The sequence below is a fragment of the Bacteroides faecium genome (assembly GCF_012113595.1).
GTDB classification, from domain to species: Bacteria; Bacteroidota; Bacteroidia; order Bacteroidales; family Bacteroidaceae; genus Bacteroides; species Bacteroides faecium.
Genome location: NZ_CP050831.1, coordinates 6,320,387 through 6,340,439, shown reverse-complemented (window position 1 = coordinate 6,340,439; position 20,053 = coordinate 6,320,387). Strand labels below are relative to the sequence as shown.

Genomic DNA, 20,053 nt, shown 5'->3' with positions numbered 1-20,053 from the left:
GTCACTCCACTTAAAATACTTCACGTATATGCTTATAATTCGAATTGATAGTATCAATCACCTCTTGTGAACGTCCGTTGATTAACAACTTATACATGGATTGGGCAAAGCCTACCATCTGTCCCAGTTCAATTTTAGGCGGCATGGCAAGCGCATTCGGGTCGGTCATGATATTCACGAGCACAGGTCCGTCCAGTTCGAAAGCATTGAATAGAGTCGTTAATACTTCTTCCGGGTTGCTGACATTGAATCCTGTCATTCCCATCGCTTCGGCTACTTGGGCAAAATCGGGATTCAGCATATTTGTTTGCCAGTCCGGCAGTCCGTCCACTTCCATTTCCAATTTCACCATTCCCAGTGAACGGTTATTGAATACGATAATCTTAATCGGCAACTTATATTGAACCACCGTCTCTAAATCTCCCAAAGTCATAGACAATCCGCCGTCTCCGCAAAGCGCAACTACCTGACGGTCGGGGCAAGCCAAAGCCGCGCCAATAGCTTGCGGCAACGCATTGGCCATAGAACCGTGGTTGAAAGAACCCAGCATATGGCGCATCCCTGTTGCCTGCAGATAACGTGCTCCCCATACGCAAGTCATTCCCGTATCGACAGTGAATACAGCATCATCCGAAGCCAGCTTGTCAATCTCGGACATTACATATTCGGGATGAATCTTATTTACCTCTCCTTTATCTTCCGTATAGGCAGCGAGGTCTTTCTTCACCCCTTCATACCTTTTGAGTTGCTTCACCAGGAATGTATCATCCGTTTTCGGATTCAGCATACGGAGTAAAGCCTGAATACTCAACTTTACATCTCCGCAAAGTCCGATATCCACTTTGGCACGCCGACCCAAACGTTCGGGCTTTATATCTATCTGGGCTATCTTAATGTCATCCGGCAAAAAAGCGGAATAAGGAAAATCCGTTCCAAGCATAAGGAGTACTTCCGCTTCGTGCATGCTGTAATATCCCGAAGGCATTCCCAAAAGTCCGGTCATACCCACTTCATACGGATTCTCATATTGCACTTCCATCTTCCCTTTAAAAGTATAAACCACCGGAGCATTCAGCTTCTCAGAAAGTGCAATTACTTCCTCGTGAGCTCCCCGGCAGCCGATACCGCAGAAAAGAGTGATACGTTTATATTTGTTTAATAAATCAGCCAGTTGTGCCAAATCCTCTTCCGCCGGACAAACTTCCGGCACGACAGGATAGTTACGAACCGATGAATCGACAGAAACAGCAGAAGCCTTTGCCAAATCTCCCGGCAACCCGATAACCGATACCCCTTTGCGGGTGATAGCCGTCTGAATAGCCGATTGAAGCATACGGGGAAATTGCGTGGGGGTGGTGGCCACCTCATTATAATAACTACAATCATTGAATAGTTTGATAGTATTCGTCTCCTGAAAATATTCAGTACCGAACTCCCCGGTGGGAATAGTGGAAGCAATGGCAATAACCGGTGCACCCGAACGGTGCGCGTCATACAAACCATTGATAAGATGAACATGCCCCGGGCCGCTACTTCCGGCACAGCATCCCGGACGACCGGTCAGTTGTGCTTCCGCTGCCGCAGCATACGCCCCGGTTTCTTCGTGGCGGACATGTATCCATTTTATTTTATCGTTCTTTCTGACAGCTTCGTTTACTTCATTCAGACTGTCGCCCGTCACTGCATAAATGCGTTCTACACCGGATTGCACCAGTGTATCTATGAGCTGTTCTGCTACTTTTCTTGCCATATCTGTAATAGGTTTAGGATTGATTTTTAAGTAATAACAGCTATCTGCAAAGAAAAGTTCTAATTTAACATATGCTAATAACGCCTTTGTGTCGGAACACATCGCCGTTTTTGTGTTAAAAAGAATTTTGTAACAACTTTTTAGCAAAGTGATATAAACAAATGCAATATCCTTTTGTTATCTTTATAGGCGAAATCTTAACCTAATGTTTTAAACCTCTTAATAACTGTAGAAAATGAATAGAAGTGAAATCGGCGTGAATGCCGGTAAAGTTTGGCAACTGCTTAGCAATAATGAGAAGTGGGGCTACGGACTTCTGAAAAGAAAATCCGGGCTGAAAGACAAAGAGTTGGGCGCCGCTTTAGGATGGTTGTCAAGAGAGAATAAGATAGAGTTCGAACAGTGTGATGAAGAACTTTACGTGTATCTCTGTGTGAATGTTTACATTGGCTAAAGGAGTTTGGTACCTGAACAAGAACAAAAGAATCCCCGAAGTAACGACAGGATAGTCAATGCTTCGGGGATTTTTGTTTTTATGTATGTCCCTTTCAGATGATATCTGAAAATAATTCTGTTACTTTGCAATCCAATTTAAAATGTAAGGAAACGATGAGAAGTTTTGCCTCTGATAATAATTCCGGTGTGCATCCGTTGGTGATGGAAGCGTTGAACCGGGCGAATATAGACCATGCATTAGGTTATGGCGATGATAAATGGACAGAAGAAGCAGTAGCTAAGATAAAGGAAATCTTTACGCCGAACTGTGTCCCTTTATTCGTATTCAACGGTACAGGCAGCAATGTAGTGGCATTGCAATTGATGACACGTCCGTATCACTCCATCTTTTGTGCGGAAACAGCTCATATCTATGTGGATGAGTGTGGCTCTCCCGTTAAAATGACCGGCTGCCAGATTCGCCCGATTGTTACGCCGGACGGAAAACTCACTCCGGAACTGATGCAACCTTACCTTCATGGTTTTGGCGACCAACATCATTCACAGCCCAGGGCTCTTTATATTTCACAATGTACCGAACTTGGCACGATTTACACTCCCGAAGAACTGAAACGCCTGACCGACTTTGCTCATCTGAACGGTATGTACGTCCATATGGACGGAGCGAGAATCGCCAATGCCTGTGCCGCCCTCAATCTTTCTCTCAAAGAACTGACCGTAGATTGCGGAGTGGATATTCTGAGTTTTGGCGGTACAAAGAACGGATTAATGATGGGAGAGTGCGTTATCGTATTCAATAAAGACTTGCAATCGGAAGCCCGGTTCGTTCGTAAGCAGTCTGCCCAGTTGGCTTCGAAGATGCGTTACCTTTCCTGTCAGTTTACAGCTTATCTGACAGATGACCTTTGGCAGAAAAATGCGAAGCATGCCAATGCAATGGCAGCCAAACTTTACAATGAGTTGAAGAAACTCCCGGAAGTAACCTTTACTCAAAAGGCGGAAAGCAACCAATTATTCCTGACCATGTCCCGCCCGATAATTGACCGGATGCTGGAATCTTATTTCTTTTATTTCTGGAATGAAGATAATAATGAAATTCGCCTAGTAACTTCTTTTGATACCACAGAAGAAGATGTGGACGAGTTTATAAGACTTCTAAGGTCATTGATAGTCTATTAATTATATGCCTCTCATATAAAGAGCGAAATAAATATAGGCAAATACTTTTAAGAGGGAACTTGAATGATAGAATAAAAAAAATGATTGGTAAAATGGAAGAAAATAAAGTAATAATATACACCGCTAATGATGGCAAAACAAAGATTGATGTAAAACTTGAAGAGGAGACACTGTGGCTTACACAGGCTCAGATGTGCGAACTGTACCAAACGAGTAAATCAAATGTAAGTGAGCATATTAAGCATATTTTTGAGGAAGAAGAACTGACCAAAGAGGCAACTGTTCGGAAATTCCGAATAGTTCAAATGGAAGGTTTGCGTAGTGTGGAACGTGAAGTGGAACACTACAATCTTGATATGATTATTGCTTTAGGTTATCGTATCCGTTCTATTATTGCCACAAGATTTCGCCAATGGGCAACCGAACGATTGAAGGAGTATATTGTAAAAGGTTTTACTCTTGATGATGAACGATTAAAAAAACTGGGCGGTGGTAGTTATTGGAAAGAACTGTTGGAGCGTATTAGAGATATTCGTTCTACTGAAAAAGTCCTATATCGCCAAATACTTGAGATATATGCGACAAGTATAGATTATGACCCACGGGCACATGTATCGCAAGAGTTTTTCAAGAAAGTACAAAACAAAATACACTATGCTATTCACGGTCATACTGCTGCTGAATTAATCCTGGAGCGTGCTGATGCTGAAAAAGATTTTATGGGATTGCTGACCTTTAAAGGGAACCATCCATCTTTGATTGAAGCAAAAACGGCAAAGAACTACTTGAATGAAAAGGAACTTCGTGCTATGGGACAACTTGTATCAGGATACTTGGACTTTGCTGAGCGTCAAGCCGAACGTGAACAGGTAATGACAATGAACGACTGGGCTGCGTATTTGGACAGGATTCTAACGATGTCAGGTGAGCAGTTATTACAAGGTGCCGGCAATGTATCTCACGAAGAAGCCATGGAACACGCTACAGTAGAATACCGAAAATACAAACAGCGCACTATTAGTGACGTTGAACGAGACTATTTATTTTCAATTAAAACGATTGAGAATTTTGGAAAAAAGAACGATAATTAAGCATTTTGCACTCAATAACTTTGGTTATTGAGTGCTTGTGTTTTGTCTTTAATTAAAAAATGGTCTAATAGTAAACATTATAAATCAGCTTCAATCAATAAAAAGTCAGACGATACCTCGTCCCTTAGTAACAATGTTCCGCAATCTGACAATGATTAGTAGTGAACTGCACTAATTTGTCTCCTACTGTTAACTTTGACTACTTCGTTTCCATACCGTTTTGATTCTTTTCACCACAGAGGACACCGAGGACGCAGAGGTTATGATTATCTCTGAATTAGAACTCTGTGTCCTCGGTGTCCTCTGTGGTGAAATAGTTCATTTCTGCACGATAATGAATATTTTATACTCCGAGTACTATATAAACAGAAGAGAAATCGGACTTTTGAAACGTTAAAAAGGAAAAATAGGTCAACAAAAGCTTCTAAAATGCTGTTGTAATAAGAAGTTAGAAACTAACTTTGTCCCGAAAGTTTTTTTACTTCTTATTACAATGAATACTAGACAGAACAGGCTAATAATATTCGCGCTATTACTACTGACACAAAGTTCACTTGGAGCGCAGACGCATTCTACCGAAATTGAATTGCCTGGTGATTCAGTATCAGTGGTTGCCGAAGATACTGTTGCGGCAAAGCGCAGCTTCTTCAAGAAGTTTCTTGATTACTTCAATGACGCCAATAAGGAAAAAAAGAATAAAAAGTTTGATTTCAGTGTGATAGGTGGTCCTCACTATTCCAGTGATACCAAGTTCGGACTCGGACTGGTGGCGGCGGGTTTATACCGCACCGATTATAATGATACGATTCTTCCCCCTTCCAACATATCCCTCTACGGAGATGTCTCTACGGTTGGCTTCTATTTATTGGGAGTCCGTGGAAATCATCTGTTTCCACAAGATAAATACCGCTTGAACTATAATCTTTATTTTTATTCTTTCCCCAGTCTTTATTGGGGCAGAGGGTATGATAACGGAGCAAACTCCAATAACGAAAGCGATTATAAACGTTTTCAGGCACAAGTGAAGGTAGACTTCATGTTCCGTATGGCGAAGAATTTCTATATCGGCCCGATGGCTGTATTCGACTACATCGACGGACGGGACTTTGAAAAGCCGGAATTATGGGAAGGAATGGCGGCGCGGACTACCAATACAAGTCTCGGACTTTCCCTTCTCTACGACTCACGTGACTTCCTGACAAATGCTTATCGGGGATATTATCTGCGACTGGACCAACGGTTCAGTCCGGCTTTCCTCGGCAATAAATATGCGTTCAGCAGCACCGAACTGACTACCAGCTACTATCACACCGTGTGGAAAGGCGGGGTGCTGGCAGGACAATTCCACACACTATTGACCTACGGAGATACCCCCTGGGGACTGATGGCAACCCTGGGAAACTCATATTCGATGCGTGGATACTACGAAGGTCGTTATCGTGATAAGTGTGCGATGGATGCGCAAATAGAACTCCGGCAACACGTTTGGAAGCGGAATGGAGTAGCTGTATGGGCAGGGGCGGGAACAATCTTCCCGAAATTTTCCGAATTTACCCCGAAGCATATTCTACCCAATTACGGTTTCGGTTACCGCTGGGAGTTTAAAAAGAGAGTAAATGTACGTTTGGACTTAGGTTTTGGTAAACACCAGACCGGATTTATTTTTAATATCAATGAAGCTTTTTAAGAATATAAAGAATTGGTTGGAAAATCAGGAACACTTGTTTTATCTGTTTCTGTTTATCCTGATAGTGCCTAACATCGTCCTCTGTTTTACGGAGCCGCTACCGGTGATGGCAAAAGTAACGAATGTATTGTTGCCTTTTGGCTGCTATTACCTGTTGATGACCCTGTCGAGAAATTGCGGTAAGATGCTTTGGATTTTGTTCCTGTTCCTCTTCTTCGGGGCTTTCCAAATCGTACTGCTTTACTTGTTCGGACAGTCCATCATCGCTGTTGATATGTTCCTGAATCTGGTGACTACCAATTCGAGTGAAGCACTCGAACTGCTTGATAACCTGACTCCTGCCATTATTGCCGTAATCATACTTTATGTCCCTGCATTGATATTGGGAATGATTTCAATGATTCGCAAGCGCAAACTCTCGGCAGAGTTCATCCGCAGAGAACGGAAAAGGGCTCTCATAGTCTTTGGAATCTCCCTTCTCAGCCTTGCCGGAGCATATTTACAAGATTCGGGATATGAACTGAAGTCGGATTTATATCCGCTGAATGTCTGTTATAATGTAGGTCTTGCCTTTCAACGGACTGCTTTAACGCAGAATTATCATCAAACCTCAAAAGACTTTACCTTCCATGCCAAAGCCACCCATCCGAAAGAGGAACGGGAAGTGTATGTGATGGTAATAGGGGAGACGTCCCGTGCCCTGAACTGGCAATTATATGGTTATGAACGCGAGACGAATCCATTACTGTCCAAGCAAACAGGATTGATTGCTTTTCCGAAGGTACTGACGGAATCGAATACGACACACAAAAGTGTACCTATGTTGATGTCGGACGTCAATGCCTGCAACTACGACTCTATTTACCATCAAAAAGGAATCATCACCGCCTTTAAAGAAGCTGGTTTCAAGACTGCCTTCTTCTCCAATCAGCGTTACAACCATTCGTTTATCGATTTCTTCGGAAAGGAAGCCGATACGTATGATTTTATAAAAGAAGATTCTATTGATTTCAGCTATAACCCATCTGATGACGAACTCTTGAAACTAGTGGAACAAGAACTGGCGAAAGGGGCAACGAAGCAATTTATCGTACTTCATACCTACGGTTCCCACTTTAATTATCGCGAACGATATCCATTGGAAAACACTTTCTTCACACCGGATTATCCGGTTGATGCGGAACGGAAATACCGCGATAATCTGGTGAACGCTTATGATAATTCTATCCGTTACACGGATGGCTTCCTGTCAAGAATCATCCGTATGCTGGAAAAGCAACAGGTAGACGCTGCCATGATTTATACTTCCGACCACGGCGAGGATATTTTCGACGATTCCCGTCATTTGTTCCTTCATGCTTCGCCTGTGCCTTCTTATTATCAGCTTCATGTACCGTTTCTCATTTGGATGTCTGACAGTTACCGGGAAACTCATCCCGAACATTGGCAAGCGGCAATAGATAATAAAGAGAAGGATGTTTCTTCCAGTAGTTCCTTCTTTCCGACCATGCTAGATTTGGGTGGTATAGAAACTCCTTATCGGGATGATTCGCAATCAGTGGCAACTTCGCTTTATCAAATGAAGCCGAGAGCTTATTTGAATGACCATAACGAACCCCGTCCGCTGGATGATTTGGGCATGAAGAAACCGGATTTCCGAATGCTGGAGCAGAAGGAGATTAAGTATAAAGAGAAGTATTAAGTATTATGCCATGTGGACGGAAACTTGCCGGAAGCTACGGCTAATATCTAATACTTAATACTTGCTAAAATTTGAACCCAAAAGCAGGATTGGCGTGTTATTTGCCGTATGATGTATGAACGATTAAATTCATAAAACATGGCCTATATAGATTATTACAAGATTCTTGGAGTAGACAAAAGTGCTTCTCAGGACGATATCAAAAAGGCTTTTCGTAAGTTGGCCCGGAAATATCATCCTGACCTGAATCCCAATGACCCGAGTGCAAAGGATAAATTTCAGGAAATCAACGAAGCCAATGAGGTACTGAGTGACCCTGAGAAACGTAAAAAGTATGATGAGTACGGAGAACATTGGAAGCATGCCGATGAATTCGAAGCACAGAAACGGGCGCAGCAACAAGCCGGTGGCTTTGGTGGTGCGGGCGGTTTCGGTGGCGGTGGACAAGGTTTCTCTGACGGTAACGGTGGATATTGGTACAGTTCCGACGGCGAAGGCTTCTCCGGCGGTAATGCCGGCGGTTTCTCCGATTTCTTCGAATCGATGTTCGGTGGACATCGGGGGGGACGGGGACAAGGTTCTGCGGGATTCCGCGGACAAGACTTTAATGCCGAACTTCACCTGTCTCTTCGTGATGCTGCCCAGACACATAAACAGGTATTGACCGTTAATGGTAAACAAGTGCGTATCACTATTCCTGCCGGTGTAGCCAACGGACAAGTGATTAAACTGAAAGGTTACGGAGCCGAAGGTATCAACGGCGGTCCTGCGGGCGACCTGTATATCACTTTCGTCATACCCGAAGACCCCGTATTCAAGCGCCTGGGTGACGATTTGTACGTAGATGTGGAAGTAGACCTTTACACAGCCGTATTGGGTGGTGAGAAGCTGGTCGACACGTTGGACGGTAAGGTGAAACTGAAGATAAAACCGGAAACACAGAACGGTACGAAAGTCCGTCTGAAAGGAAAAGGATTCCCGGTTTATAAGAAGGAAGGACAATTCGGTGACTTGATTGTGACCTATTCTGTCAAGATTCCTACGAACTTGACGGACAGACAGAAAGAGTTGTTCCGCGAGTTACAGAGTATGAACTAAAAAGAATGAGTACTATGCAGACCGAATTAATTATTGTCAGTGAATACTGTCACAAATGTCATATCGAGCCTTCATTCATAGAACTGTTGGAAGAAGGCGGTTTGATTAACGTACATACCGAAGGCGGTGAACATTATCTGCTTTTGTCGGAACTTCCGAGCGTAGAACGTTATAGCAGAATGTATTACGACTTGTCTATCAACATGGAAGGTATTGATGCCATCCATCATTTGCTGGAAAGAATGGAAGATATGCGGCGTGAAATGAGTTCGCTACGCAACCAGCTTTTACTGTACCGGCAACGGGAAATAGAAGAAATTGACTGGTAAAAAAACGAAGGCTCTGTTTGGTGCAAATAGAGCCTCTATTTATATAAAACAGAGGCTCTGTTTCACCCAATCAGAGCCTCTGTTTTTTTGTATGATAGTGGCACGAATAAAATTATCCGATGTACGTGCAAATTTCTTCCAGATAGCGTGCGTCAACCGTATCGAAACTATCCAGTGTATCACTGTCTATATCCAATACCCCGATAACTTCTCCCTGCTTTATCATCGGCACTACTATTTCCGATTTTGAATCCGAACTGCATGCGATGTGTCCGGGAAATTGCTCTACATCAGGAACAATCAGTGTACGGGCTTCTTTCCAGGCCGTTCCGCAAACTCCCCTGCCGATTCGGATACGTGTACAGGCAATAGGCCCCTGGAAAGGACCTAATACAAGTTCATCTCCTTTTACAATATAAAAGCCTGCCCAAAAGAAACCGAAAGTCTGCTTCAGGGCTGCCGCAACATTGGCTAGATTGGCAATGAAATCCGTTTCCGTGCTTACTAAAGCATGTAGTTGCGGAAGTAGATCGCGATATTTCTCCTCTTTGCTTCCTGTATTGATTAATAAATTTTCTGCCATATCGTTCTTATTTGATTTGATTCAGGATACTCGGGTCTTTTATCTTATTGTCTTCCGCAAAGAAGATAATCTTAGTCAATATCTCGGCCGTTTTCGGGTCTTCATCTACAAAAGGCAGGAACAGGCGTCCGCGGCTTTGCGAATGTACCGGAAGAACAGCAATCTGTGCACCGCCTTCCTGATGAATCACACCACTGCCCAGGTGGATGTTGTATTTACCCAGTTTGCCTTCTATATGGGCAAAGTTACCTTTTACCTTCACGTTGTTGAGATGGAATAAAGGCATCGTCAGTTCCACTAACGTGCTGCGCATTTCGATAGTAGAGTGACTGGTTTCCGGGTCGACGCTGCCGGCATGGGCTATACTGACCGCCAAGTCCACATCCCTCATTACTTCAGAGAAAATAACGGGCGGAATTTCCGAGATATTCATCAGTTTGTAGTCCCTGCGGTTGTGGAAGCAGACATATTCCAAAATCGGAGCTTCGATGTCGGCAGGAGAGAACCAGTCCGCCATGGCGTAGATGGTAGCGATGATATTCTCTTTATAATATATCTTCTGAAGTCCGTCTTCATAATCGGCCACCCACCGGCGTCCTTTCAGTACGGCGACAGTTTTCTGCGGTTGAATCTGATTTCCGGCATAGCGGCGGGATTGTGTGGCGTTTTCCTCTTCCGAAGTAGGCACATAAAGCTCGCGGAACACCTGTTTGAAAGGTTGGCGTATGGCTTTATCAAACAGGAATTTCTGATACGTATGCCAGTCACCGCTTGCGTACAGGTCGGTAGGATGGGCGATACGTAATTCGTCTTTCGACTTCAACGGGAGACAAACGGCATTTGCCGTCACCAGTAATCCGTCGGTATAAAAACCTGCTTGTCCGTTACAGATAAAGACAAGATGTCTCAATAACGGCCAGATAACAGGGTTCTGCATCAACTTGCAAAGCTCGTTTTCTTCAAAACGGATGCAGTCTTCCATAGCCTGTTCCAGCATGACGCGGGAGCGGGTGTACTGGTCTTTCAGCTTCTTGTGTACCGCTTTCAGTTCTTCTACATATGGATGCTTTTTCAACTTGGCAGGCATGCTGTTGAGCTCTTTCCCGGCTTTGATTTGTTTGATTTCCGCCTTGCCTTCATCATTGATGTGCACATACGCTTCTACATCTTCTATTTCTTTCGGAGAGAGGTAGGGTAGCAGTTCTTTAATCAATTCGGTTTCCATACTCCAGGTCAGGCGGGTGACATCACCGTAACCGGAGTTGAGGGCTAAGTTTTGCAGAGCGATGCCCACTGCCTTCTTTTCGCTTTCCTGCCTTTGTGCGCCGAAGTCCTTGCTTTCTTTCAGGAACTTTTGCAGGAATTGGTAACGTTCCAACAGCTCTTTATCCGCTTTCTTTCCTAGTGGGATGAGGCCGTAGCTCATTAATAAATCTTTGTTGCGCTTGGCTGATATTTCCTTCTTTATATCCTCCGCTTTCACTGCGCCGTTAGTGGCGTCCGCAAATTTGCGGGCGCGGGTGTGGCTGTTGCTGCATGAAATATACTTGGCAGCATTGTAGACTACTTCAAAGCGTTGTTTGCCAATCGTCTTGAAAGCATCTTTGAACCAGCCGATGTCGAAAGCACCATCCCGAAGGTCTTCTACGTCAATCGGAGTATAGCGGGCGATAATTGCTTTCTTCTTGTCGTCGCAAGTCTCGTTGGTATGGGCGTGGAAGTAGTAAGCTGCGCTTGTCAGTCCTTTCCATCCTGTCGCTTGTTCGGTAAGTTCTATCCATTGGGGAGCGAACATGGCGGCTTCCACCAGTCGCTCGTCACTGATTCCGGCTTGTTTCGCCAGTTTCTTGAGATGGGCGCTTGTGTCTGCCGGCAACGGATAGCAAGCATGGAGCAGGCTGCTCAATACTCCCCGTTTCGTGTTCCGCCAATTATAACTGTCGCGTATGAACGTATCTTTGCCGAATGCTTGCAGGATACGGATAAATGTTTCGGCACCATAGACACAAGTCAATTCTTCGGCCAGGCGGGTAACCTGCGTTTCGGAATCTCCACGTGACAGTTCTATGTCCAGGATACGGTCGACTACCTTTTGCAGCAGTGGCCGGAAGAGAGAGAAGTTGAAGTCCTTGATATAGGTCATCCACTCCCTGTCTCTTTCGTTGAAACGACGGTTCTCGTTCAATACCAGAGTGATATTCTTGATTTGTTCGGGAGAATTGACACGGGCTATCAGTTCACGATATACTTCTTCTGTCGGAATCAATCCCAGCATCCAGGCACGGGCAAAGTCCACGCATTGCAGATAGGAATCGGTTTCTTCCAGTTCGGGTGTATGCTCCATATAGTTGGTGAGCTTGTAGAGCTGATAGCGCACGGTGAAGTAGCGGGTAAACAAGGCGTCGTCTATCGGCCTGCAGGGTGTGTCAAGCCAGAACTGGACAAACTTATTGTTGTGTATCGGATAAACAATGAGCTTTTCTCCGTATTCCAGTTTGTCTCTGAGCCATGCGTGTTTGCTCGTATATTGGCGGAAGATATTCTTTGTATCGAGTAAGGGTGTCAGTTGGAGCAACATATTGGCAGCCATTCGTTGGTAAACCGTTTCGTCTCTGTATTCAGACGTCAGCGCGTCGATAATATCTTCCATTTGTTCATAGTAAGGCAACTTCCGGACTACCTTCTGCAATCCGCGGTAGGTGAAACCCGCATACATCTTGTTGACAAGCGGTTCAAAACTGTTGGCTGATTTTATATCGGCTTTTCTGTCTTCTTCATCTTCCTCGTCGTAGTCGTCATTATCCTGGGCAACGCCTGTCGATGCAAGCATGAAACTCATCATCATTAATTTCTCGTAACTTCCGATTTCACGTTCGTAGAAATCCATCCAGAGCTCCGGGAGCCCAAGGGCACTCAGTCCACCGTAGTTGCTCCATTTCATCAGTACGCTGTTACCCACCAGGCGTGCTTCCCCGTAGTCGTTTTTAAATTCGTCGTTTTTGTGTGCGGCGATGTATTTACTCAATCTTTCGAAAGTGAGTTTGGCTCTTCCAAAACCGATAAACTCGAATGCTTTCTTGACATTGAATCCTTTGTCCGGCGCAATTTCCGGCAGGCTTACTTCGAAATCAGGACTGTACAGACCGAAACCGTTTTCTTTGGTGTAGTGCTGCGTGGCTTTCTTCTCCGTTCCGTCACCAATCAAAGATTCTATCAGCACCTTTTCTTTAGCGTTCGGTTTCTGAATTTCCCTGATGGCAGGAAGAAGTTCCTGATAGATGTCTTGCATAAATTCTACATTATGAATTGTCTTCATCATATCCAATCCCGCCAGGCGGCGTTCGGCCACTTTGTCTGTAATCAGTCGTCGGATGCTGCCGGCCAGTTCTTCTTTCGGCTGTTTCATCAGCAGGTTGATAGCGTTGATACGCATCTCGCTATATTTGAAACGAAGCAACTCTTCCACTTTCTGATTCTGTTCGGGCGATAAGGCCATTTCAGACAATACTTTGTAAGACTCGTTGCGTACATCCAGAGAACGGTCGCCCAGTGATTGCAGTATATATTCTTCTTGCAGCGGACTGGTGGGCGGATTCAGTACGATACCGATATAGCTTGCCCGCATATAGGAATCGAGGGATACCAGATAACTGCAAAGGTCATCTTTCATGGCAGAATCATTCAGCATCCAAATGATATATGCCATTTTCATAACCACTTCCGACTGGGTGAGCTGCGCGCTTTCCCACGGGAATATATAAGGAGCATAGGTTTCCTTGGTTGAGATAGACTGATAGATTTGCTTCAAATATTCATAGTGGCGTACGGCTTCTTCCCTGTTCTCAAAGTAATCGGTGAGTTTCGGGTCTTCACGTCCACCATACCGGCTAAGATAAAAATCAGAGAGATAGAGTGGGAGAATAGCTGCCACGACCGACGGGTCACTGTGCCACTTCTCAAAGGCATCCTTGCTGATGCAATAACTCATGGCGGAGTGTTGCGTACAACGCAGGAAATAAAGGTATGTCTGCACTTGATGTTTGGTTCCGTTCCTGATGATGTCCGATGCAAGTGCCTGAATATCGTTTGTATTATAAAACCCAATGCTCCATAAAGCCAGATAAAGCTCGATGGTATCTTTGCTTTGAAGGGCTTTGCGTGCCTCGTCCTGATTCTTCAGGAATTTCAGGATTAGTTCTATATATTTATTGTTGACGCGTTCGCTGCTGTCCTGCTCTCCGATTCCCGTGCTGACTGCGATGCCCCGTTTCACGGAAGCAAAGCGTTGCAGGCCGTTGTCGTAAATCACCGAGAGCAGATATAAATAACTTTCGGGACATCCTTCGTCCATTGTTTCCACGATAGCCTGTCGGAGTCCTTCCTGTAATTTGGCCGCCAAAAGTAATTTCCCTTCCAGTTCCAGCAATGGGCGGTGTCCGCTCACTGCGATAGCCTGAAGATGTCCCTGATTAAGGCGGTTGGCGTTATTTTCACTGGTCAGTACGTTGTACAGGTAGTCAATAACGGTTTGGTTGCCTTCTGCTATTTGGGCTGCCATCCAGTTCTGGCAGTTCATGCTGTCCTTGTAGGCTTCTATTTCTTCCGGCGTATTTCCACCGTTCAGTATGACTTGGTCTGTGAAGCCGGTAGCGCGAAGTTTTAGGAATTGCGTCAGCGCGTCTATCACATGGGAGAAGTGCAGATAAGGATTGACGGCGCGTTGTGACCGTCTTGAATATCCTTGTGTGTATGGGCAATGCGCTTTGAGCTTCAGATAAGTGTGGAACAGATGTGCATATTCATCTCCCAGTAAATAGTGGAGCAGTTTGTCCAGCTTTCCGTCGAAAAGATTGGCTACGCTCTTGATTTTCTCTTCCTTGATAATACTTATAATGCAAGGTTCGAGCTTGTCGCTATATGTGCCATACCGGGTATCCATATTAAAGTATAGCATAAATATATCAAACAAGACGCTAGTTTCTTTGTCTAAACTACTTTTTTTCTTGGTTAATTTCTCCAAGTACGGAAGTATCCGTTTATTTAATGCTTCATTATAAATGAGTCTCATGATTCTATTTGTTTTTTTAAGTGTTTTCTTTTATGGGATATGAATTACCACAATCTTCCTGACAGCATGGCTAGCCGGATAAAAGTCAGTGTAGATTCTTCTTTCATTAGGATAGGAGAGGATAAATCTCCTGCTTCCGCGTCGTCGATGAAGATACGGAAAATTCCGTCTTCGTAGGATTGCAGGGCATTGGCGATAGCTTCGGCTTCTGCAGCGGGCTTGCCGTTGTAATTTACCCCGAAGCCTACCTTGCCGGAAGCAGCTTTATCTTCCACTTCTTCCCGGGTGAGGTATTTCAGCACTTCGCTTTGTTGCAAGCGTTCGTTGTATTCACTGACTTGCCAACTGACGATGGCTTCTATCAACTCCTGTACATGGGCAGGTGGAGCAGGAAAATCGACAGGCATATTTTCAATGCCGCACTTCCGCTTTCCTAATTGTTTGACTTGGATATATACTCTCATATTCTCTTTATTTGGTTATCTGAATACTTGATGCGATGGCTTCTAAATCGGGTTCCGCTTCTTCGTCATAAACGAGCATGACAATACTAAAGATTCTTTTATTACTTTCTTGAAAATAGTTTAATACAATTTGTTGTATATCTTCTCCCTGTTCGTCGGGAGCACCAATATGCAAAGGATTGGTAGTCCTTGTCATGGATAGCCCGTTGATATTAACATTGCTCTGCTTATAGTCTTCCGATGGTTGTCCCTGTGCATTTCGCGGGAGAGTGAGCAATAATTTTTTTGTATGTTCAAATTCTTTCTGTGTGTCATAGGTAATAGCCGTAACGGATAGTTGGTTGGCTCCGTTGGCAAGTCTGAGCAATGGGGGATGCGAGATGGGAGTCAAGCCTTCTACTCCTGTTATTTTTGTCCAGTTGGTAGGATACTGGCAACTGAAATTGGTTTCTGTATCGTAGTAAGAAAGCCATGTATCGTTATTGCCGACGGGAACATATGAAGGAAGCTGCCTGCCGGAAGAATCATCGGAAACACTCATAGCCGAATCATCCTTGTTTTCTTCTTCTTCCAGTTCTCCATTAAGATAGGCTTCTACGATTCCGCTGTCCCACTCTTGACGTATCTCTTGATACAGGGGCGAGACATTCTTGCAAAGCATAATGAAACTGAACAGGAAAATACAGAATATGCCAAGTTCTCCAATGATGGATACGGTTCGCTGCGCATCGGCTTTTTCGAACTTATAGCTGAATACATAAACAATTCCCAGTAAGAAGCCGCTTAATAATCCGCCGATATGTGCTGCATTGTCAATTCCTTCTTTCATCCCATAAACCAAATTATAGCCGACAAAAATAAGGATACTGGTTAGTAATGCTTTTCGTTGTTCTTTGGCAATGCCGTGGAATAAGAGGAAGGCGAGGAATATACCGTAGAGTCCGAAGATTGCCCCGGAAGCTCCGGCGCTGATTGTCTCGGGATGCATATATAAGCTGAATACGGCCGAACATAGCCCGGTCAGGAGATAAGAAGCGAACATCCGGCGGCTTCCTATCAGTTGTTCCAGGAAAAGACCGACAAACATGAAGGCATATATGTTCATCGCAAGATGGAAACCACCGATGTGAATGAAGTTGCAGGTCACCGTACGCCACCAGTCACCTGTAAGGGTCAGCGGGCCGAAGTCGGCTCCCCATTTTAACAGCGCCAATGTGCTGGGTTCTAAGATTCCCACTCCCGAAGCGACCATCAGGATAAATACCAGAATGTTGATGTCTATCAGGATAGGCGTTGCTATAAATCCTTTGCGTGGAATAAAGAAAGACAAGAGAGAACCTTTTTTCTTTTCCTCTTCTATATATGCTTTTTCTTCTTCTGTGAGCGGGCGGTTGAACTCTTCTTCCAGCTCGTTTGCTTTCTGGGTCAGTTTTTCCGGGGGAAGGGCGGCTCTTACTTCTTCCATTGTCTTCTGTAGCTTTTGGAAATTCTTTCTGTTCTTGCCGTAATCTACAAATTGTACGGAACGAGATTGGCTGCGGACAGATACTTCTCCGTCACTTTCCTTTTCTAAAGTGAAAGTTATTTCTTCTCCATGGGAGTACCAATTGAGCGGGACTTCGAACCGGATGCCTTCCGGAGTTAGTTCCTCAATGTTCCATTCAAGTTTTTGAGAAGCCTCGAGAGCTAATATAAGAATTTCCGTATTTGATAATCCTGATAAATGTAGTTTGTCGTCATATGAAGGTTTGAGTGCCATATTTCTTTCTCTATCTTTGGTTACTGATTAAAAAATTTACTTATCTCCCTGACAAATGTATAGAATAATAATGAAAAATGACAGAATATGACAAATAAAAAAGCATCCTCTTCGTGAGAAGGGATGCTTTTTTTATTATTGGTACTTAATCTGTTACTTTTTGTAGAAAGCCAAGTCTTCTTTATCGAAGTTTTCGATGAAATTTGTATGCTTTTCTACCTCTGCCTCTGCATAATTCAAATATACATGTGCAGATTTGGAGAACAGCTCTGAAGATTTGCTGGCATCTTGAATCAACAGGTGACACATGATGATGGTAGCGGACATTTCCATCAGTCTGCGGGCAACGAAGTCCAGCAATTCCTGATCTTGTGCCTCTTTCACAGCGTTCGTGCTTGCTTCGAATTTATCAGCCATCTTCTTCAGACGAGACATCAACGGTTCCATTTCCGGTGAGCAAGGAATTGCTTCGTACTCGCGGATAGTAGCGAGGTAAGAACCATTCGTCACGTAACGGATAGCCGCTACGGTCTGCAACTGGGTGGTTCCTTCGTAGATGCTGGTGATACGTGCGTCGCGATAGATGCGTTGACAAGCGTATTCCATCATGAAGCCCGAACCGCCATGAATCTGAATACAGTCATAGGCGTTCTGATTGGCATATTCAGAGTTCATACCCTTGGCTAGCGGAGTGAGACTGTCGGCCAGTTTGGCATATCTCTTCTGCTCCTGACGTTCTTCGGGAGTCAGCTTGCGCTCGCGGGAAATGTCATCCAGCGCTTTGTAGATGTCTACGTAGCGGGCTGTTTGATACAGCAATGCACGTCCGGCATCCAACTTCCCTTTCATGATAGCGAGCATGTCGTATACTGCCGGGAAATCAATAATCGCTTTGCCGAATTGCTTGCGGTCTTTGGCATAAGCCAATCCTTCATTGTAAGCAGCCTGGCTCAAACCTACGGATTGTGCGGCAATACCCAGACGGGCACCGTTCATCAAAGCCATAACGTATTTAATCAAACCGAGTTTGCGGTCACCGCAAAGTTCGGCTTTGGCGTTCTTATATACCAATTCGCAAGTTGGAGAGCCGTGGATACCGAGCTTGTGTTCGATACGACGTACATCTACGCCACCTTGCTTTTTGTCATAAATAAACATAGACAGACCGCGGCCGTCTCTTGTTCCTTCTTCAGAACGAGCCAACACGAGGTGAATATCAGCATCACCGTTCGTAATGAAACGTTTCACACCGTTTAGCAACCAGCAGCCGTCTTTTTCGCTGTAAGTCGCTTTCAGCATCACTGCTTGAAGATCGGAACCTGCATCCGGTTCAGTCAAGTCCATAGACATCGTTTCGCCCTGGCATACACGAGGGATGAAACGGCTGTGCTGGTCGGTTGTTCCGAACTCGTACAGAGTTTCGATACAGTCCTGTAAAGACCAGATGTTTCCGAAACCTGCGTCGGCGGCAGCCACGATTTCCGCGCACATGGTGTACGGAGTAATCGGAAAGTTCAGACCGCCGAATTTACGTGGCATAGTCATACCATTCAAGCCGGCTTTTACCATAGCGTCCAGGTTCTGTTTGGTTCCTGAAGCGTATTCTACACGCCCGTTGGCACAGTGAGGACCTTCTTCGTCCACGCCTTCTGCGTTGGCGGCGATGATTTCTCCTGTGATTTCTCCTGTAATCTCCAACACTTTGTCGTAAGAGTCTACAGCGTCTTCAAAGTCCAGCGGAGCATAGTCGAATTCATCTTTATCTCTGTAATTGCGTTCTTTGAGTTCGCAAATACGTTTCATCATCGGATTGTTCAAGTGAAACTTGAGTTCCGGTATGTCTGTATAATAATTAGCCATCTTTTCCTTACTTGCTATTTTGTTTATAATACTTAATCATCTTCGGCACAACTTCTTCGATACTTCCGTTGATTACGTAATCGGCAATCGCATTGATCGGAGCATCCGGGTCGTTATTGATGGAGATGATGATACCACTTTCCTGCATACCGGCGATATGCTGGATTTGTCCGGAGATACCGCAAGCGATATAGAGTTTCGGACGAACCGTTACGCCTGTCTGGCCGATTTGACGGTCGTGAGCGGCGAAACCCGCATCGACAGCAGCACGGCTGGCACCTACTTCTGCGTGAAGTTCTTTAGCGAGGTCGAACAATAGGTCGAAGTTCTCTTTTGAACCTACACCGTAACCACCGGAGATGATAATTGGAGAGCCCTTCAAGTTGTTCTTCGCTTGTTCTACGTGACGTTCGATTACTTTCACTACATAGTCCGTATCGGCTACATATTTCTTCACGTCGTGACGAATCACTTCTCCCTGATAAGTAGGAGAGAGGATTTCTTTCTTCATTACGCCTTCGCGAACGGTTGCCATCTGCGGACGGTGTTCCGGATTCACAATTGTAGCTACGATGTTACCGCCGAATGCCGGACGAATCTGATACAACAGGTTCTTGTAAGTCTTACCTTCTTTTTTGTCTTCGTGGTCACCGATTTCAAGTGAAGTACAGTCGGCAGTCAGTCCGCTGGTCAAAGCAGAAGAAACACGCGGGCCGAGGTCACGACCGATAACGGTAGCACCCATCAGGCAGATTTGCGGTTGCTCTTCTTTGAAGAGGTTCACAAGGATAGCAGTGTGAGGAAGTGAAGTATAAGGATAGAGTCCTTCGCCGTCGAAAACGTGAAGTTTGTCTACTCCGTAAGGAAGGATTTGTTTTTCAATCTCTTTGAGGTCGCTTCCGGCAACCACAGCTTCGAGCTGACAGTTCAACTGGTTGGCTAACGAACGACCTTTGGTCAGAAGTTCGAGGCTAACGTCCAAAACGTTACCTTCTTCTATTTCGCAATATACAAATAAGTTATTCAT

Annotated in this window: 14 protein-coding genes; 7 read left to right on the top strand and 7 right to left on the bottom strand. The window is 44.7% G+C overall.

Annotated elements, in window-relative coordinates:
• Positions 1–10: 10 nt before the first annotated feature.
• The gene (locus tag BacF7301_RS24015) at positions 11–1,750 is read right to left on the bottom strand and encodes a thiamine pyrophosphate-dependent enzyme (RefSeq protein ID WP_167966739.1); all 1,740 of its coding nucleotides are present in this window, start codon (positions 1,748–1,750) and stop codon (positions 11–13) included.
• A gap of 235 nt (positions 1,751–1,985) precedes the next feature.
• Here BacF7301_RS24015 and BacF7301_RS24010 point away from each other — a divergent pair, with 235 nt between their 5' ends.
• The 7 genes from BacF7301_RS24010 to BacF7301_RS23980 all read left to right on the top strand — a co-directional run bounded on the left by BacF7301_RS24010 (position 1,986) and on the right by BacF7301_RS23980 (position 9,292).
• Positions 1,986–2,204 carry a winged helix-turn-helix domain-containing protein gene (locus tag BacF7301_RS24010; protein ID WP_024988146.1) on the top strand — a complete coding sequence of 73 codons (219 nt, stop codon included), beginning with the start codon at positions 1,986–1,988 and terminating at the stop codon, positions 2,202–2,204.
• A 155-nt stretch (positions 2,205–2,359) separates the two neighbouring features.
• Positions 2,360–3,385 carry a threonine aldolase family protein gene (locus BacF7301_RS24005; protein WP_167966738.1) on the top strand — a complete coding sequence of 342 codons (1,026 nt, stop codon included), beginning with the start codon at positions 2,360–2,362 and terminating at the stop codon, positions 3,383–3,385.
• A gap of 92 nt (positions 3,386–3,477) precedes the next feature.
• Positions 3,478–4,476: a virulence RhuM family protein gene (locus tag BacF7301_RS24000; protein ID WP_167966737.1), complete on the top strand. Its 999-nt coding sequence runs from the start codon at positions 3,478–3,480 to the stop codon at positions 4,474–4,476.
• 487 nt (positions 4,477–4,963) lie between these two features.
• Complete coding sequence (locus BacF7301_RS23995; protein WP_369805663.1) at positions 4,964–6,163, top strand: BamA/TamA family outer membrane protein; 1,200 nt, start codon at positions 4,964–4,966, stop codon at positions 6,161–6,163.
• A complete protein-coding gene (locus BacF7301_RS23990; RefSeq protein WP_167966735.1) occupies positions 6,150–7,865 on the top strand; it encodes a phosphoethanolamine transferase family protein in 1,716 nt (571 codons plus the stop codon). The genes BacF7301_RS23995 and BacF7301_RS23990 overlap by 14 nt, the downstream gene beginning before the upstream one ends.
• Before the next feature lie 138 nt (positions 7,866–8,003).
• On the top strand, positions 8,004–8,963 hold the full coding sequence (locus BacF7301_RS23985) for a DnaJ C-terminal domain-containing protein (protein WP_167966734.1): 960 nt from the start codon (positions 8,004–8,006) through the stop codon (positions 8,961–8,963).
• A 14-nt stretch (positions 8,964–8,977) separates the two neighbouring features.
• Positions 8,978–9,292: a chaperone modulator CbpM gene (locus BacF7301_RS23980; protein ID WP_167966733.1), complete on the top strand. Its 315-nt coding sequence runs from the start codon at positions 8,978–8,980 to the stop codon at positions 9,290–9,292.
• A gap of 112 nt (positions 9,293–9,404) precedes the next feature.
• Here BacF7301_RS23980 and msrC read toward each other — a convergent pair whose 3' ends face one another.
• The 6 genes from msrC to BacF7301_RS23950 all read right to left on the bottom strand — a co-directional run bounded on the left by msrC (position 9,405) and on the right by BacF7301_RS23950 (position 20,053).
• Positions 9,405–9,875 carry a free L-methionine (R)-S-oxide reductase MsrC gene (gene msrC / locus BacF7301_RS23975; RefSeq protein WP_167966732.1) on the bottom strand — a complete coding sequence of 157 codons (471 nt, stop codon included), beginning with the start codon at positions 9,873–9,875 and terminating at the stop codon, positions 9,405–9,407.
• A 7-nt stretch (positions 9,876–9,882) separates the two neighbouring features.
• The gene (locus BacF7301_RS23970) at positions 9,883–14,943 is read right to left on the bottom strand and encodes a DUF4132 domain-containing protein (protein WP_167966731.1); all 5,061 of its coding nucleotides are present in this window, start codon (positions 14,941–14,943) and stop codon (positions 9,883–9,885) included.
• 44 nt (positions 14,944–14,987) lie between these two features.
• Positions 14,988–15,407 (bottom strand): hypothetical protein, encoded by a 420-nt coding sequence (locus BacF7301_RS23965; protein WP_167966730.1) that lies wholly within the window; start codon positions 15,405–15,407, stop codon positions 14,988–14,990.
• A 7-nt stretch (positions 15,408–15,414) separates the two neighbouring features.
• Positions 15,415–17,166 (bottom strand): rhomboid family intramembrane serine protease, encoded by a 1,752-nt coding sequence (locus BacF7301_RS23960; RefSeq protein WP_167966729.1) that lies wholly within the window; start codon positions 17,164–17,166, stop codon positions 15,415–15,417.
• Between the two features lie 153 nt (positions 17,167–17,319).
• Positions 17,320–19,026, bottom strand: a complete 1,707-nt coding sequence (locus BacF7301_RS23955) for an acyl-CoA dehydrogenase family protein (protein ID WP_167966728.1) — start codon at positions 19,024–19,026, stop codon at positions 17,320–17,322.
• Positions 19,027–19,033: 7 nt separating this feature from the next.
• Entirely contained in the window at positions 19,034–20,053 is a 1,020-nt protein-coding gene (locus tag BacF7301_RS23950; protein WP_167966727.1) for an electron transfer flavoprotein subunit alpha/FixB family protein, read from the bottom strand.

Bases quoted from the DNA above. Each gene is read 5' to 3' on its own strand.
- BacF7301_RS24015 (WP_167966739.1), bottom strand. From the start codon at position 1,750: ATGGCAAGAAAAGTAGCAGAACAGCTCATAGATACACTGGTGCAATCC.
- BacF7301_RS24010 (WP_024988146.1), top strand. From the start codon at position 1,986: ATGAATAGAAGTGAAATCGGCGTGAATGCCGGTAAAGTTTGGCAACTG.
- BacF7301_RS24005 (WP_167966738.1), top strand. From the start codon at position 2,360: ATGAGAAGTTTTGCCTCTGATAATAATTCCGGTGTGCATCCGTTGGTG.
- BacF7301_RS24000 (WP_167966737.1), top strand. From the start codon at position 3,478: ATGGAAGAAAATAAAGTAATAATATACACCGCTAATGATGGCAAAACA.
- BacF7301_RS23990 (WP_167966735.1), top strand. From the start codon at position 6,150: ATGAAGCTTTTTAAGAATATAAAGAATTGGTTGGAAAATCAGGAACAC.
- BacF7301_RS23985 (WP_167966734.1), top strand. From the start codon at position 8,004: ATGGCCTATATAGATTATTACAAGATTCTTGGAGTAGACAAAAGTGCT.
- BacF7301_RS23980 (WP_167966733.1), top strand. From the start codon at position 8,978: ATGCAGACCGAATTAATTATTGTCAGTGAATACTGTCACAAATGTCAT.
- msrC (WP_167966732.1), bottom strand. From the start codon at position 9,875: ATGGCAGAAAATTTATTAATCAATACAGGAAGCAAAGAGGAGAAATAT.
- BacF7301_RS23970 (WP_167966731.1), bottom strand. From the start codon at position 14,943: ATGAGACTCATTTATAATGAAGCATTAAATAAACGGATACTTCCGTAC.
- BacF7301_RS23965 (WP_167966730.1), bottom strand. From the start codon at position 15,407: ATGAGAGTATATATCCAAGTCAAACAATTAGGAAAGCGGAAGTGCGGC.
- BacF7301_RS23960 (WP_167966729.1), bottom strand. From the start codon at position 17,166: ATGGCACTCAAACCTTCATATGACGACAAACTACATTTATCAGGATTA.
- BacF7301_RS23955 (WP_167966728.1), bottom strand. From the start codon at position 19,026: ATGGCTAATTATTATACAGACATACCGGAACTCAAGTTTCACTTGAAC.
- BacF7301_RS23950 (WP_167966727.1), bottom strand. From the start codon at position 20,053: ATGAATAACTTATTTGTATATTGCGAAATAGAAGAAGGTAACGTTTTG.